The 13,469-nt window shown below is 68.8% G+C and carries 14 protein-coding genes; all 14 read left to right on the forward strand.

The genetic code is table 11. The features are described 5' to 3' along the window. Positions 1–130 precede the first annotated feature (130 nt). The 14 genes from PBV52_RS33065 (at position 131) to PBV52_RS33130 (ending at position 13,432) form a co-directional block, all read left to right on the forward strand. Complete coding sequence (locus PBV52_RS33065) at positions 131–1,909, forward strand: trypsin-like serine protease (protein WP_274249751.1); 1,779 nt, start codon at positions 131–133, stop codon at positions 1,907–1,909. A 206-nt stretch (positions 1,910–2,115) separates the two neighbouring features. Then, on the forward strand, positions 2,116–3,246 hold the full coding sequence (locus tag PBV52_RS33070) for an LCP family protein (protein WP_274243400.1): 1,131 nt from the start codon (positions 2,116–2,118) through the stop codon (positions 3,244–3,246). A gap of 163 nt (positions 3,247–3,409) precedes the next feature. Next, positions 3,410–3,634, forward strand: a complete 225-nt coding sequence (gene rpmE / locus PBV52_RS33075) for a 50S ribosomal protein L31 (RefSeq protein ID WP_062709720.1) — start codon at positions 3,410–3,412, stop codon at positions 3,632–3,634. 112 nt (positions 3,635–3,746) lie between these two features. Further along, entirely contained in the window at positions 3,747–4,823 is a 1,077-nt protein-coding gene (gene prfA / locus PBV52_RS33080) for a peptide chain release factor 1 (protein WP_274243401.1), read from the forward strand. Positions 4,824–4,895: 72 nt separating this feature from the next. Then, on the forward strand, positions 4,896–5,735 hold the full coding sequence (prmC, locus tag PBV52_RS33085) for a peptide chain release factor N(5)-glutamine methyltransferase (protein WP_128434677.1): 840 nt from the start codon (positions 4,896–4,898) through the stop codon (positions 5,733–5,735). A gap of 52 nt (positions 5,736–5,787) precedes the next feature. Beyond that, positions 5,788–6,435, forward strand: coding sequence for an L-threonylcarbamoyladenylate synthase (locus PBV52_RS33090; protein WP_274243402.1), 648 nt, complete (start codon positions 5,788–5,790; stop codon positions 6,433–6,435). Then, positions 6,432–7,112 carry a protein-tyrosine-phosphatase gene (locus PBV52_RS33095; protein WP_274243403.1) on the forward strand — a complete coding sequence of 227 codons (681 nt, stop codon included), beginning with the start codon at positions 6,432–6,434 and terminating at the stop codon, positions 7,110–7,112. The genes PBV52_RS33090 and PBV52_RS33095 overlap by 4 nt, the downstream gene beginning before the upstream one ends. A 72-nt stretch (positions 7,113–7,184) precedes the next feature. Continuing rightward, positions 7,185–8,423: a serine hydroxymethyltransferase gene (gene glyA / locus PBV52_RS33100; RefSeq protein ID WP_274243404.1), complete on the forward strand. Its 1,239-nt coding sequence runs from the start codon at positions 7,185–7,187 to the stop codon at positions 8,421–8,423. Between the two features lie 140 nt (positions 8,424–8,563). Then, positions 8,564–9,922, forward strand: a complete 1,359-nt coding sequence (locus tag PBV52_RS33105; protein ID WP_274243405.1) for an MraY family glycosyltransferase — start codon at positions 8,564–8,566, stop codon at positions 9,920–9,922. Positions 9,923–10,239: 317 nt separating this feature from the next. Next, a complete protein-coding gene (locus PBV52_RS33110) occupies positions 10,240–10,674 on the forward strand; it encodes a hypothetical protein (protein WP_274243406.1) in 435 nt (144 codons plus the stop codon). Positions 10,675–10,947: 273 nt separating this feature from the next. Beyond that, positions 10,948–11,718, forward strand: coding sequence for a F0F1 ATP synthase subunit A (atpB, locus tag PBV52_RS33115; RefSeq protein WP_274249753.1), 771 nt, complete (start codon positions 10,948–10,950; stop codon positions 11,716–11,718). A 78-nt stretch (positions 11,719–11,796) separates the two neighbouring features. Next, positions 11,797–12,030, forward strand: coding sequence for an ATP synthase F0 subunit C (atpE, locus tag PBV52_RS33120; protein ID WP_031485821.1), 234 nt, complete (start codon positions 11,797–11,799; stop codon positions 12,028–12,030). Between the two features lie 41 nt (positions 12,031–12,071). Further along, entirely contained in the window at positions 12,072–12,620 is a 549-nt protein-coding gene (locus tag PBV52_RS33125; RefSeq protein ID WP_274243407.1) for a F0F1 ATP synthase subunit B, read from the forward strand. Continuing rightward, positions 12,617–13,432 (forward strand): F0F1 ATP synthase subunit delta, encoded by an 816-nt coding sequence (locus PBV52_RS33130; RefSeq protein WP_274243408.1) that lies wholly within the window; start codon positions 12,617–12,619, stop codon positions 13,430–13,432. The genes PBV52_RS33125 and PBV52_RS33130 overlap by 4 nt, the downstream gene beginning before the upstream one ends. Positions 13,433–13,469: the final 37 nt, after the last annotated feature.

The following is a 13,469-nucleotide window of genomic DNA, read 5'->3' on the forward strand; positions in this document are numbered from 1 at the left end:
ACAGTGACGGGGAGCGGCCTTTTGGCGCTGATAGGGACGGGCGTATCCGTACGCCCCTTCCTACTCTTGTGTCTCTGGGGGGACCTTCTTGAGCACCACCCTGTCCGGCAGCGGTCGTCACAGACGCCGGATTCGTTTCGGGCTGCCCGTCGCCGCCGCCGGCCTCGCCGCGGCCGTCGCCGCAGCGCTGTTGACCTCGTCCGCGGGGGCCGCTACCGCGCAGCCCAAGCCCACCGTGGAGCCCGCCACCAGTTCGGCCTCGCTCGCCGAGCTGGAGCGGCGCGTCGCGGGAGCCGTCGCCGGTGACGACACCGCGGGGGAGCCGGCCGCGAAGTCGTCGTACAGCGCGAGCACCAGCAGCTCCGGTGACTCCACCGTGAGCCCCATGGTCATCGGTGGCACCACGACCAGCATCACCTCGGCGCCCTGGATGGCGCAGCTCTGGTACTACGACGACCAGGGCACCGCCGACGAGGCCGACGACCTCGGGTTCTTCTGCGGGGGCGCCGTCGTCGCGCCGACGAAGATCCTCACCGCCGCGCACTGCGTCAAGGGCTACGACTGGTACAACTACGGCGCCGTCGTCACCGGCACCGCCCAGCTGCCGACCACCGACGACGCCGGCAACACCGACCTGCACGGCGGCACCGTCACGCTGCCGCACCGGCAGTGGAACCACCCGTCGTACAACGCGACGACGATCGACAACGACATCGCCGTCATCACGCTGGCGAACGCGGTCAAGGCGACGCCGATCCGCATGACGACGTCCGGCGACACCGCCTCGTACACCGCCGGGACGAACGCCAAGGTCTACGGCTGGGGCCGCACCAGCTCCACCAGCCAGGACGTCTCCGAGACGCTGAAGACGGCCACGCTGCCCGTCCAGTCCGACAGCACCTGCACGGGCTACTACGGCAGCGGGTTCATCAAGGGCCACATGGTCTGCGCGGGCCCGCCCGCCAGCGGCAGCGACAGCGGCACCACCTCCGCCTGCAACGGTGACTCCGGCGGGCCGCTCGTGGTGAACGGCCGGATCGTCGGTGTCGTCTCCTGGGGTGTGCAGGACTGCGTCGCCAAGGGCGCGTACAGCGTGTTCGCCAAGGTCAGCAGCTATGTCGGTGCCGCCTACCCGCGGGTCGACGACACCAACGTCAGCGGTGACCACCGGGCCGACCTGTGGCTGCGCAACGCGTCCACGAAGACCGGCTACTCGAAGGACTCCAACGGCACCTCGTTCGCCGCGCGCGAGTCCTGGGGCGACTGGAGCGGCGTCGATGTCGTCCTGCAGACCGACCTCGACCGGGACGGCTACCAGGACCTGGTGTACCGGCGCAGCTCCGACGGTGCCATGTTCTGGACGCACTATGTGCAGGCCAGCGGCTCCTGGGCGACCAAGACGCTCTTCAGCAACTGGAAGACGCGCACCCGTATCGTCGCCCCGGGCGACGTCACCGGCGACTACCTGCCCGACCTGCTCTCGGTCGACTCCGGCGGCACCCTGTGGATCTACCCGGGCACGGGCAACGGCTCCTTCGCCACCCCGGTCAAGGTCGGCACCGGCTGGAACCAGTACAACTCCCTGCGCGGCCACGGCGACTTCACCGGCGACGGCAAGACCGACCTGATCGCGCGCAGCAAGACGGGCGGCTACGTCTACCTGTTCAAGGGCACCGGCAAGGCAGGCACCGGCGCCTTCGCCACCCGCATCAAGGTGCGCACCTGGTCGACGTACACCGCCTTCGACGCCGTCGGTGACGTCACCGGCGACGGCAGGGCCGACTTCCTGGCCCGCAACTCCGCCGGCACGCTCTACCTGTACCCGGGCACCGGCAAGGCCACCAGCGAGATCTTTGCCACACCGAAGTCCGTCGGCACCGATTTCAATCAGTACGACATCTTCGGCTGAAACCGCAGGTGAGACGGGTACACCCGGTATCACCGAAGACGCCCCGTGCCCACCGCTCCTCGGCGGTGGGCACGGTCCGTTGTGCAACCCTTCTCCGAGTTTCCCCGTCTGACCGGACGGGGTCACGATGGTGTGGTACGGGCCAAATGGCCACGCCTGACCCTGAAAGCAGGGGGTAACCGACCGGACGAGAACCGAGGAGCACAGTGTCCGCCGAGAGCACGCCGGAGCCCGGCATACCGGGTCAGACCGGCTCCACAGGTCCGCGCCACCGCGCCAAGGGCCGCCGTCGCAAGCCCCGTAGCAAGCGCAAGGGCCTGCTGATCACGGCCTGGACGGCCGCCGGGATCGTGGTCCTGGGCGGCACCGGAGCCGGGTACCTGTACTTCAAGCTCAACGGCAACCTCAAGAGCGTCGACATCGACCAGGCCCTCGGCACCGAGCGGCCCGAGAAGGTCGACAACGGCTCGGAGAACATCCTCGTCCTCGGCTCGGACACCCGCTCCGGCAGCAACAAGGATCTCGGCGGCGGCACCGACGACGGCAGCGCCCGCTCGGACACGGCGATGATCGTGCACGTCTACGAGGGCCACAAGAAGGCCAGCGTGGTCTCCATCCCGCGCGACACCCTCGTCGACCGCCCCCGGTGCACCGACACCAACGGCGACACACACGACGCGGCGTCCGGCGTGATGTTCAACGAGTCGTACTCCACGGGGGGCGCGGCCTGCGCGGTGAAGACCGTCGAGTCCATCACCGGCATCCGCATGGACCACTATCTGGAGGTCGACTTCTCCGGCTTCCAGAAGCTCATCGACGAGCTCGGCGGCGTCGGGGTCACCACCACCAAGAACATCAACGACCCCGACAGCCACCTCAACCTCAAGGCCGGCACCCACCAGCTCACCGGCAAGCAGGCCCTCGGCCTGGTCCGCACCCGGCACGGGGTGGGCGACGGATCCGACCTCGGCCGCATCCAGCTCCAGCAGGCCTTCATCAAGGCGCTGATCAACCAGGTCAAGGACATCAACCTCTTCGGCAACCCCAAGAGGCTCTACGACCTGGCCAACACCGCCACCAAGACGGTGACGACCGACTCCGACCTGGGCACGGTCAACAAGCTCATGTCCTTCGCGGGCGGCCTGAAGGGCATCAGCTCCAAGAACATGACCATGGTCACGATGCCGGTCCAGTACGACCCGGCGGACCCGAACCGGGTGATCGTGGAGAAGAAGAAGTCCCAGCTGGTGTGGGACGCCCTGAAGAACGACAGGGCGATCCCGAAGGCGGCCACCGAAGGCACGGCCACAGGTGACGCCAAGGGCGTGGTGAGTTAGCCGGGGGACCCCGGGGGTGAGTCAGGGGCCCAGGGAATAGACCACAGCCACCCCCGGTTTTGGCTGATGGACACCAGTCCTGGCAGACTGGTACGTCGGCTCCGGTTCACGCTCCCGCACCCCGCGGCAGCGACCCGGCGCCCTCCCGAAACTAGGAGACACCTTGAAGCGCGACATCCACCCCGAGTACGTCGAGACGCAGGTCAGCTGCACCTGTGGCGCGTCGTTCACCACCCGTAGCACGATCGAGAGCGGCACCATCCGCGCCGAGGTCTGCTCCGAGTGCCACCCGTTCTACACGGGCAAGCAGAAGATCCTCGACACCGGTGGCCGTGTGGCCCGCTTCGAGGCCCGCTTCGGCAAGGCAACTGCCGGCTCCAAGAAGTAGCGAGCTCCAATTCGCCGGTCCACGGTTCGCGTGCCCTCCCTCCGGAGGAGCCGCACCGGGACCGGCGTTTTTGGTCGCCCGCCCTTCACCCACGCACGTACAGGAGCCCAAGATGTTCGAGGCCGTCGAGGACCTGGTCGTTGAGCACGCCGACCTGGAGACGAAGCTCGCCGACCCGTCGGTCCACGCCGACCAGGCGAACGCGCGCAAGCTGAACAAGCGCTACGCCGAGCTCACCCCGATCGTCGCCACGTACCGCTCCTGGAAGCAGACCGGCGACGACATGGAGACCGCACGTGAACTCGCCGCCGACGACCCGGAGTTCGCCGCCGAGGTCAAGGAGCTGGACAAGCAGCGCGAGGAGCTGACGGAGAAGCTCCGCCTGCTTCTCGTCCCGCGCGACCCCAGCGACGACAAGGACGTCATCCTCGAGATCAAGGCGGGCGCGGGCGGCGACGAGTCCGCGCTGTTCGCCGGCGACCTGCTGCGCATGTACCTGCGCTATGCCGAGCGCGTCGGCTGGAAGACCGAGATCATCGACTCCACCGAGTCCGAGCTCGGCGGCTACAAGGACGTCCAGGTCGCCGTGAAGACCAAGGGCGGCCAGGGTGCCACCGAGCCCGGCCAGGGCGTGTGGGCGCGGCTGAAGTACGAGGGCGGGGTGCACCGCGTGCAGCGCGTGCCGGCGACCGAGTCCCAGGGCCGTATCCACACCTCCGCGGCCGGTGTGCTGGTCACGCCCGAGGCCGAGGAGATCGACGTCGAGATCAACCCGAACGACCTGCGCATCGACGTGTACCGGTCGTCCGGCCCGGGCGGTCAGTCCGTCAACACCACCGACTCCGCCGTGCGCATCACGCACGTTCCCACCGGAGTCGTGGCCTCCTGCCAGAACGAGAAGAGCCAGCTGCAGAACAAGGAGCAGGCTATGCGTATCCTGCGCTCCAGGCTGCTCGCAGCGGCGCAGGAGGAGGCCGAGAAGGAGGCCGCCGACGCCCGCCGCAGCCAGGTCCGCACGGTCGACCGCTCCGAGAAGATCCGCACCTACAACTTCCCGGAGAATCGCATCTCGGACCACCGCGTCGGCTTCAAGGCCTACAACCTGGACCAGGTGTTGGACGGCGACCTCGACTCGGTGATCCAGGCCTGCGTCGACGCGGACTCGGCCGCCAAGCTCGCGGCCGCGTAAGGCACGTACGAGTACGACCGGAGGACTTGCGTGCAGCAATTCATTGGGGGGCGATCCCCAAGCCCCCGCAGCGTGCTGCTCGCGGAGGTGGCCCAGGCCACCCAGCGGCTGGCCGACGCCGGCGTGCCCTCGCCGCGCAACGACGCGGAGGAGCTCGCCGCGTTCGTGCACGGCGTGAAGCGGGGCGAGCTGCACTCCGTGAAGGACTCGGACTTCGACGCCCGGTACTGGGAGGTCATCGCCCGGCGTGAGCAGCGCGAGCCGCTGCAGCACATCACCGGGCGGGCCTACTTCCGGTATCTCGAACTCCAAGTCGGGCCCGGCGTGTTCGTGCCCCGCCCCGAGACCGAGTCGGTGGTCGGGTGGGCCATAGACGCCGTGCGCGCGATGGACGTCGTCGAGCCCTGCATCGTCGACCTGTGCACCGGCTCCGGCGCCATCGCGCTCGCCCTCGCCCAGGAGGTCCCGCGCTCGCGCGTGCACGCCGTGGAGCTGTCCGAGGACGCCCTGCAGTGGACCCGCAAGAACGTCGAGGGGTCCAGGGTGGACCTGCGCCAGGGCAACGCCCTGGACGCCTTCCCCGACCTCGACGGCCAGGTCGACCTGGTCATCTCCAACCCGCCCTACATCCCGCTCACCGAATGGGAGTACGTCGCTCCCGAGGCGCGGGACTACGATCCCGAACTCGCCCTGTTCTCAGGGGAGGACGGCCTCGACCTCATCCGCGGTCTGGAACGGACCGCACACCGGCTCCTGCGCCCCGGCGGCGTCGTCGTCATCGAGCACGCCGACACCCAGGGCGGCCAGGTGCCGTGGATCTTCACCGAGGAGCGGGGCTGGGCCGACGCGGCCGACCACCCCGACCTCAACAACCGCCCGAGGTTCGCGACCGCCCGCAAGGCGCTGCCGTGACCACCCCCCAGAGTCTTTTCCCGAAGTACGTGTACGAGGAGGCCCGCTAGATATGGCACGGCGATACGACACCAACGACGCGACCGACCGCACGACCGGTCTGCGTGAGGCCGCGTCCGCCGTCCGCCGTGGCGAGCTCGTGGTCCTCCCGACCGACACGGTGTACGGCATCGGCGCCGACGCGTTCGCCAAGGAGGCCGTGGGCGACCTGCTGGAGGCCAAGGGCCGGGGCCGCAACATGCCCACCCCTGTGCTGATCGGCTCCCCGAACACGCTCCATGGTCTCGTCACCGACTTCTCCGAGCTGGCCTGGGAGCTGGTCGACGCGTTCTGGCCGGGCGCGCTGACACTGGTCGCCAAGCACCAGCCGTCCCTGCAGTGGGACCTGGGCGACACCCGGGGCACGGTTGCCGTGCGCATGCCGCTGCACCCGGTCGCCATCGAGCTGCTGACGGAGGTCGGCCCGATGGCGGTGTCGTCGGCGAACCTGACGGGTCACCCCGCGCCCGAGGACTGCGACGCCGCGCAGGAGATGCTCGGCGACTCGGTCTCCGTCTACCTGGACGGCGGCCCGACCCCCGGCAACGTCCCGTCCTCGATCGTCGACGTGACCGGCGAAGTGCCCCTCCTCCTGCGCGCGGGCGCCATCTCCGCGGAAGAGCTGCGCAAGGTCGTACCCGACCTCGAGGTGGCGAATTGACAGCCCCTGAGGCGGGGCGTGGCATAGGCAACGGGGAACATGCCGCGGAGATCACGACGACGTTCGTCGGGCTTCCGCGCGACAGCTTCCGCATCCTCCACGTCAGTACCGGCAATGTGTGCCGCTCACCGATCACCGAGCGGCTGACCCGTCATTTCGTGGCGCAGCGGCTCGGTGTGCTCGGCGGCGGGCTGATCGTGGAGAGCGCGGGCACCTGGGGCCACGAGGGCGCGCCCATGGAGGCCAACGCGGAGACGGTCCTCGCCGACTTCGGCGCGGACGCCGCCGGCTTCGTCGGCCGCGAGCTTCTCGACGAGCACGTCATCCGCGCCGACCTGGTCCTGACGGCCACCCGCGACCACCGCGCCCAGGTCATCTCCATGGGCCACTCGGCGGGCCTGCGCACCTTCACGCTGAAGGAGTTCACCCGCCTGGTCCGCGCGATAGACCCGGCGACCCTGCCTCCCCTGGAGGAGGGCGTGGTCATCCGCGCACGCGCCCTGGTCCGCGCGGCGGCGGCTCTACGCGGGTGGCTCCTGGCGCCGACGGCGGAGGCGGACGAGGTGTACGACCCGTACGGGGCCCCGCTGCCGTTCTTCCGGTCGGTGGGGGACGAGATACACGAGGCGCTGGATCCGGTCGTCACAGCGCTCACCGGAGTACCTGCGCGGGCGTAACAACCGGGCGTCCCTGTCGCCCCGGGCCTACATTGGACGTACGTCACCGTCGACGCACGCCCGGAGCCCACCATGTCGGTCACCCATACCCTCGAGGCCGATGTCCTGCGCCGCCAGGACCCGCAGCTCGCCGACATCCTGCTCGGGGAGCTCGACCGGCAGTCGACGACGCTTCAGCTCATCGCCGCCGAGAACTTCACCTCGCCCGCGGTGCTGGCGGCGCTCGGGTCGCCGCTCGCCAACAAGTACGCCGAGGGGTATCCGGACGCCCGGTACCACGGCGGCTGCGAGATGGTCGACGTCGCCGAGCGGCTCGCCGTGGAGCGGGCCAAGCTGCTGTTCGGGGCCGAACACGCCAACGTGCAGTCGCACTCGGGGTCTTCGGCCGTCCTCGCCGCGTACGCCGCCCTGCTGCGCCCCGGCGACACCGTGCTCGCCCTCGGGCTGCCGTACGGCGGACACCTCACGCACGGCTCACCCGCCAACTTCTCCGGGCGCTGGTTCGACTTCGTGGGGTACGGGGTGGACGCCGAGACCGGGCTCATCGACTACGACCAGGTGCGCACGCTCGCCCGCAACCATCGGCCCAAGGCCGTCGTCTGCGGGTCCATCGCCTACCCGCGCCACATCGACTACGCCCTCTTCCGTGACATCGCCGACGAGGTGGGCGCGTATCTCATCGCCGACGCCGCCCACCCGATCGGGCTCGTCGCCGGGGGCGCGGCGCCGAATCCGGTGCCGTACGCCGATGTGGTGTGCGCCACTACGCACAAGGTGCTGCGCGGGCCCCGCGGCGGCATGATCCTGTGCGGCTCGGATCTCGCCGAGCGGGTCGACCGCGCCGTGTTCCCGTTCACCCAGGGCGGCGCGCAGATGCACACCATCGCCGCCAAGGCCGTCGCCTTCGGCGAGGCGGCAACGCCGGCGTTCACGGCGTACGCCCATCAGGTGGTCGCCAATGCGAGGACCCTGGCGGCCGGGCTGGACGCGGAGGGGCTGGTCGTCACCACAGGCGGGACCGACACCCACCTGATCACCGCCGACCCGGCACCGCTCGGCGTCGACGGCCGTGAGGCGCGCGGACGGCTTGCCGCGGCCGGGATCGTGCTGGACTGCTGTGCGCTGCCGCACGGCGACGCCCGCGGCCTGCGCCTCGGCACGGCGGCCGTGACCACCCAGGGTTTGGGGGAGGAGGAGATGGTGTGGCTCGCCGCGTTGCTGGCGGGCGTGCTGCGCGGGGAGACCGAAAGTCAGAAGTCGCGTGAAGAAGTGCGGGAGCTGGCCGGTAGATTTCCCCCGTATCCCGGCTGAGGCGGGGTAGACGCACCTGGGCACACAGCCACGCGTGCAACCATCGTCGCTACCCGGAAGTCCCCACACGTATGCGTCGCGTATGTGTCCGTCGCTAGGGTGTGGGGCTGAGATGGCCAGCGAGACTTGTGGGGAAGCCCGTGCGTGAATACCTGCTGACGCTCTGCATCACGGCCGCGGTGACGTATCTGCTGACAGGGCCGGTACGTAAGTTCGCGATCGTGGCCGGAGCGATGCCGGAGATCCGGGCACGCGACGTGCACCGGGAACCCACTCCGCGGCTCGGCGGGATCGCGATGTTCTTCGGCCTGTGCGCGGGCCTGCTGGTCGCCGACCACCTCACCAACCTCAGCGCGGTCTTCGAGAAGTCCAACGAACCGCGGGCGCTGCTCTCCGGAGCGGCGCTCATCTGGCTGATCGGCGTCCTCGACGACAAGTTCGAGATCGACGCCCTGATCAAGCTGGGCGGCCAGATGATCGCCGCCGGCGTCATGGTCATGCAGGGCCTGACGATCCTGTGGCTGCCCATCCCCGGCTTCGGCTCGGTCGCGCTGACCCAGTGGCAGGGCACCCTGCTGACCGTCGCCCTGGTCGTCATCACCATCAACGCGGTCAACTTCGTCGACGGCCTGGACGGGCTCGCGGCCGGCATGGTGTGCATCGCCTCGGCCGCGTTCTTCCTCTACGCCTACCGCGTCTGGGTGTCGTACGGCATCGAGGCCGCCGCCCCCGCCACCCTGTTCGCGGCGATCCTGATGGGCATGTGCCTGGGCTTCCTGCCGCACAACATGCACCCGGCGCGGATCTTCATGGGCGACTCCGGCTCGATGCTGATCGGCCTGGTGCTGGCCGCGGGCGCGATTTCGATCACGGGACAGGTCGACCCGGACGCGCTGAAGCTGTTCGCCGGCTCCGAGAAGGAGGCCGTGCACCAGACGGTGCCGGTCTACATCCCGCTGCTGCTGCCGCTGACGATCATCGCGATCCCGGCCGCCGACCTGGTGCTGGCGATCGTGCGCCGCACCTGGCGGGGCCAGTCGCCGTTCGCCGCCGACCGGGGCCACCTGCACCACCGCCTGCTGGAGATCGGCCACTCGCACAGCCGCGCGGTGCTGATCATGTACTTCTGGTCGGCGCTGATCGCCTTCGGCGCGCTCGCCTACTCCGTGAACTCGGCGTCCATGTGGATCGTGCTGAGCGTGGTCTTCCTCAGCGCCATCGGCCTGGTCATGCTGCTGCTCCCGCGCTTCACTCCGCGCGCCCCGCGCTGGGCCGAGGCGTTCGTGCCGCCGCGCTACCGCCGCCGCAACGTCGTCGCCGAGCCCGCGGCCACCACGCCGCAGACCGCCGCTACCGAGGCACCCGCCGATGCCGACTCCCCGTCCGAGGAGGAGCCACGCACTCCGGTCGCGGCCGGGGTGGCCGGGGTCAACGGCGCGACCGCCATCGGCGCCCGTTCGCGTTTTCTTGACCGGCGGAAAGCCGGAACGTCGCGCTGACGGTCAAGGTAAGAGCGCGGCCAAGGTAAGAATCTGACTAGAGCATTGCCAAGTCATGGGGGAACGAAGTGTCCCTATACCAGACAAACCGGCCGCGTTCTTGCACAGACGGGCAGCGTCACTCTCATGTGTGACACCGAGCACACCTCTCAGGTAAAGACCTCATCAAATAGTTTGTGATACGGTTCACGAGAACCCCCGGATAGAGCCGAAGGGCCGTAGTGCGACGGTCCATTGGCGTGAGGTTCCCTCTCAGCCCGGGACTACGCTCGTCCATGACGACACCCTGCCCCCACCGTGAAAGCGGAGCTGCCGCCATGCCGTCCAATGACGCCCGGATTCTCCTTCAGGCTGCCGTGCCCACGGCTGCCGTCGGCGCGATTGCCGCCGTCGTCAGCGGTGTGGTCGTCGGCGGCAAGGGGGCGATCGGGGCTGTCGTGGCGACGGTGCTCACGATCCTCTTCATGGGTATCGGGCTCTACGTTCTGCAGCGCATTGCCAAATCGCTTCCGCATCTGTTCCAGATGATGGGCCTGATGCTCTACGCGGCGCAGATCCTGCTGCTGTTCGTCTTTCTGAGCGTGTTCAAGAACACCACGCTGTTCCATCCCAAGGCTTTCGCGATCACTCTTATCGCAACCACGCTCGCGTGGATCGCAGCCCAGACTCGGGCTCACATGAAAGCCAAGATCCTCTATGTCGAACCCGACTCCTCGGGCGACAAGCCCGAAAAATCGGGACGCTCGTCGTGAGGGGTAGGGCCGGGATAAGTGCGTGTGAGAAGTCCTGCTATCGTCCGGTGCCAACTGCGGCATCGCGGGCGCGGGCATCTGAGCTGACGCCTGCTCATTCGCGAGGCTCGATGCCCTCCAGCCGCCCCCACATCAGTTACACCAGTCCCGTGCCGAACCGCGGCTGCGCGCCGCGCCGACACAACGAGGTTGCCGTACCCATGCGTCACGCCGAAGGAGTCCGCGGTGAGTGCTGACCAGACCCAGCTCGCCTTTGACTGGAGCTGTCGGATCATGTCCGACAACGGCTGCGGCTTCCCGGCTCCGGGCCTGCACTCGTTCCTCTTCAAGCCGATCGCCACAGTCGGGGGGTTCGAGTTCAACAAGGTGATGCTGCTTGCCATCATCACCACGCTCCTCGTCATCACCTTCTTCACCTTCGCCTTCAGCAAGGCGAAGGTGGTGCCGGGCAAGCTCCAGATGGTCGGCGAAGCCGGTTACGACTTCGTGCGCCGCGGCATCGTCTACGAGACCCTCGGCAAGCGTGAGGGCGAGAAGTACGTCCCGTTCATGGTCTCGCTCTTCTTCTTCATCTGGATCATGAACATCTGGTCCGTGATCCCGCTGGCCCAGTTCCCGGTCTCGTCGATCATCGCGTTCCCGATGGTGCTGGCGGCCATCGTCTGGCTCATCTGGGTCTCGGTGACCTTCAAGCGGCACGGCTTCGTCGGGTTCTTCAAGAACGTCACCGGCTACGACAAGTCGCTGGGTGCGGTCCTGCCGCTCGTGATGGTCATCGAGTTCTTCTCGAACCTGCTGGTCCGCCCGTTCACGCACGCGGTGCGACTCTTCGCCAACATGTTCGCCGGCCACCTGATGCTGGTGATGTTCACCGTCGCCTCCTGGTACCTGCTGAACAGCTGGATGATCCCGGCGGCCGGTGTCTCCTTCGTCATGACCATGGTCATGATCCTCTTCGAGCTCTTCGTGCAGGCCGTCCAGGCGTACGTCTTCGTGCTGCTGGCCTGCTCGTACATCCAGGGCGCTCTCGCCGAGCACCACTGAGCCCCGCCGCACCGCAAGCCCCCAAGAACGTCCGGTGGCCAACCCCCGCCGGTCCATGAAAGAGAAGGAAGAATCAGCATGGCTGCCCTTGAGACCCTCGCCGCCGTCGAAGGCAACATCGGTTCCATCGGCTACGGCCTGGCCGCCATCGGCCCCGGCGTCGGCGTCGGCATCATCTTCGGCAACGGCACCCAGGCCCTCGCCCGCCAGCCCGAGGCTGCCGGCCTGATCCGTGCCAACCAGATCCTCGGCTTCGCCTTCTGTGAGGCGCTCGCCCTCATCGGCATCGTCATGCCGTTCGTCTACGGATGATCGAGCCCTGACGAGCCAACCTTTCCACGAAAGGCACTGATGTGATCGACAACCTGGTGCGGCTTGCGGCGGAGGAGGAGCAGAACCCGCTCGTTCCTCCGGGCCCCGAGCTGCTCGTCGGCACCATCGCCTTCGCCATCGTGTTCTTCTTCTTCTGGAAGAAGCTGCTTCCGAACATCAACAGGGTTCTGGAAGAGCGCCGCGAGGCGATCGAAGGTGGTATTGAGAAGGCCGAGGCGGCGCAGGTCGAGGCGCAGAGCGTCCTCGAGCAGTACAAGGCGCAGCTCGCCGAGGCCCGGCACGAGGCCGCGCGGCTGCGCCAGGAGGCGCAGGAGCAGGGCGCCACGCTCATCGCCGAGATGCGCGCGGAAGGCCAGCGGCAGCGCGAGGAGATCGTCGCCGCCGGTCACGCGCAGATCGAGGCCGACCGCAAGGCCGCGTCCTCCGCGCTGCGCCAGGACGTCGGCAAGCTCGCCACCGACCTGGCCGGCAAGCTCGTCGGCGAGTCCCTCGAGGACCACGCCCGGCAGAGCCGCGTCATCGACCGCTTCCTCGACGAGCTCGAGGAGAAGGCCGAGGCCGGACGATGAACGGAGCGAGCCGCGAGGCCCTGGCAGCCGCACGTGAGCGTCTCGACGCGCTGACGGACAACACGTCCGTCGACGCGGCCAAGCTCGCCGACGAGCTGGCCGCCGTCACCGCGCTGCTCGACCGCGAGGTGTCGCTGCGTCGGGTCCTCACCGACCCGGCGCAGGCAGGCGAGGCCAAGGCGGAGCTGGCCCAGCGCCTGCTCGGCGGCCAGGTCAGCGGCGAGGCCGCCGATCTGCTGGCCGGCATGGTGCGCTCCCGCTGGTCGCAGTCGCGTGACCTGGTGGACGCCCTGGAGGAGCTGGCGAGCACCGCCGACCTCACCGCCGCGCAGAAGGCGGGCACGCTCGACGACGTCGAGGACGAGCTGTTCCGGTTCGGCCGGATCGTCGCCTCGAACACCGGGCTGCGCGCCGCGCTGACCGACCGGTCCGCCACCACCTCGGCCAAGGGCGAGCTGCTGCGCAGCCTGCTCGGCGGCCGGGCCAAGGCGACCACCGAGCGTCTGGTGACGCGTCTTGTGACCGTGCCGCGTGGACGTAGCCTGGAGTCGGGACTGGAGTCCCTGTCCAAGCTCGCCGCCGAGCGCCGGGAGCGCATGGTGGCCGTCGTCACCTCGGCGGTACCGCTGAGCGGCCCGCAGAAGCAGCGCCTGGGCGCCGCCCTCGCGAAGCTCTACGGCCGCCAGATGCACCTCAACCTCGACGTGGACCCCGAGGTCCTCGGCGGAATCCGGGTGCAGGTCGGCGACGAGGTCATCAACGGCTCCCTCGCGGACCGCATCGAGGACGCCGGCCGCCGCCTGGCGAGCTGACCAGCAACTCAATAGGCAGTACGTACTTACGACGGCC

Origin of the sequence: Streptomyces sp. T12 (genome assembly GCF_028736035.1) — a bacterium.
Lineage (GTDB): Bacteria > Actinomycetota > Actinomycetes > Streptomycetales > Streptomycetaceae > Streptomyces.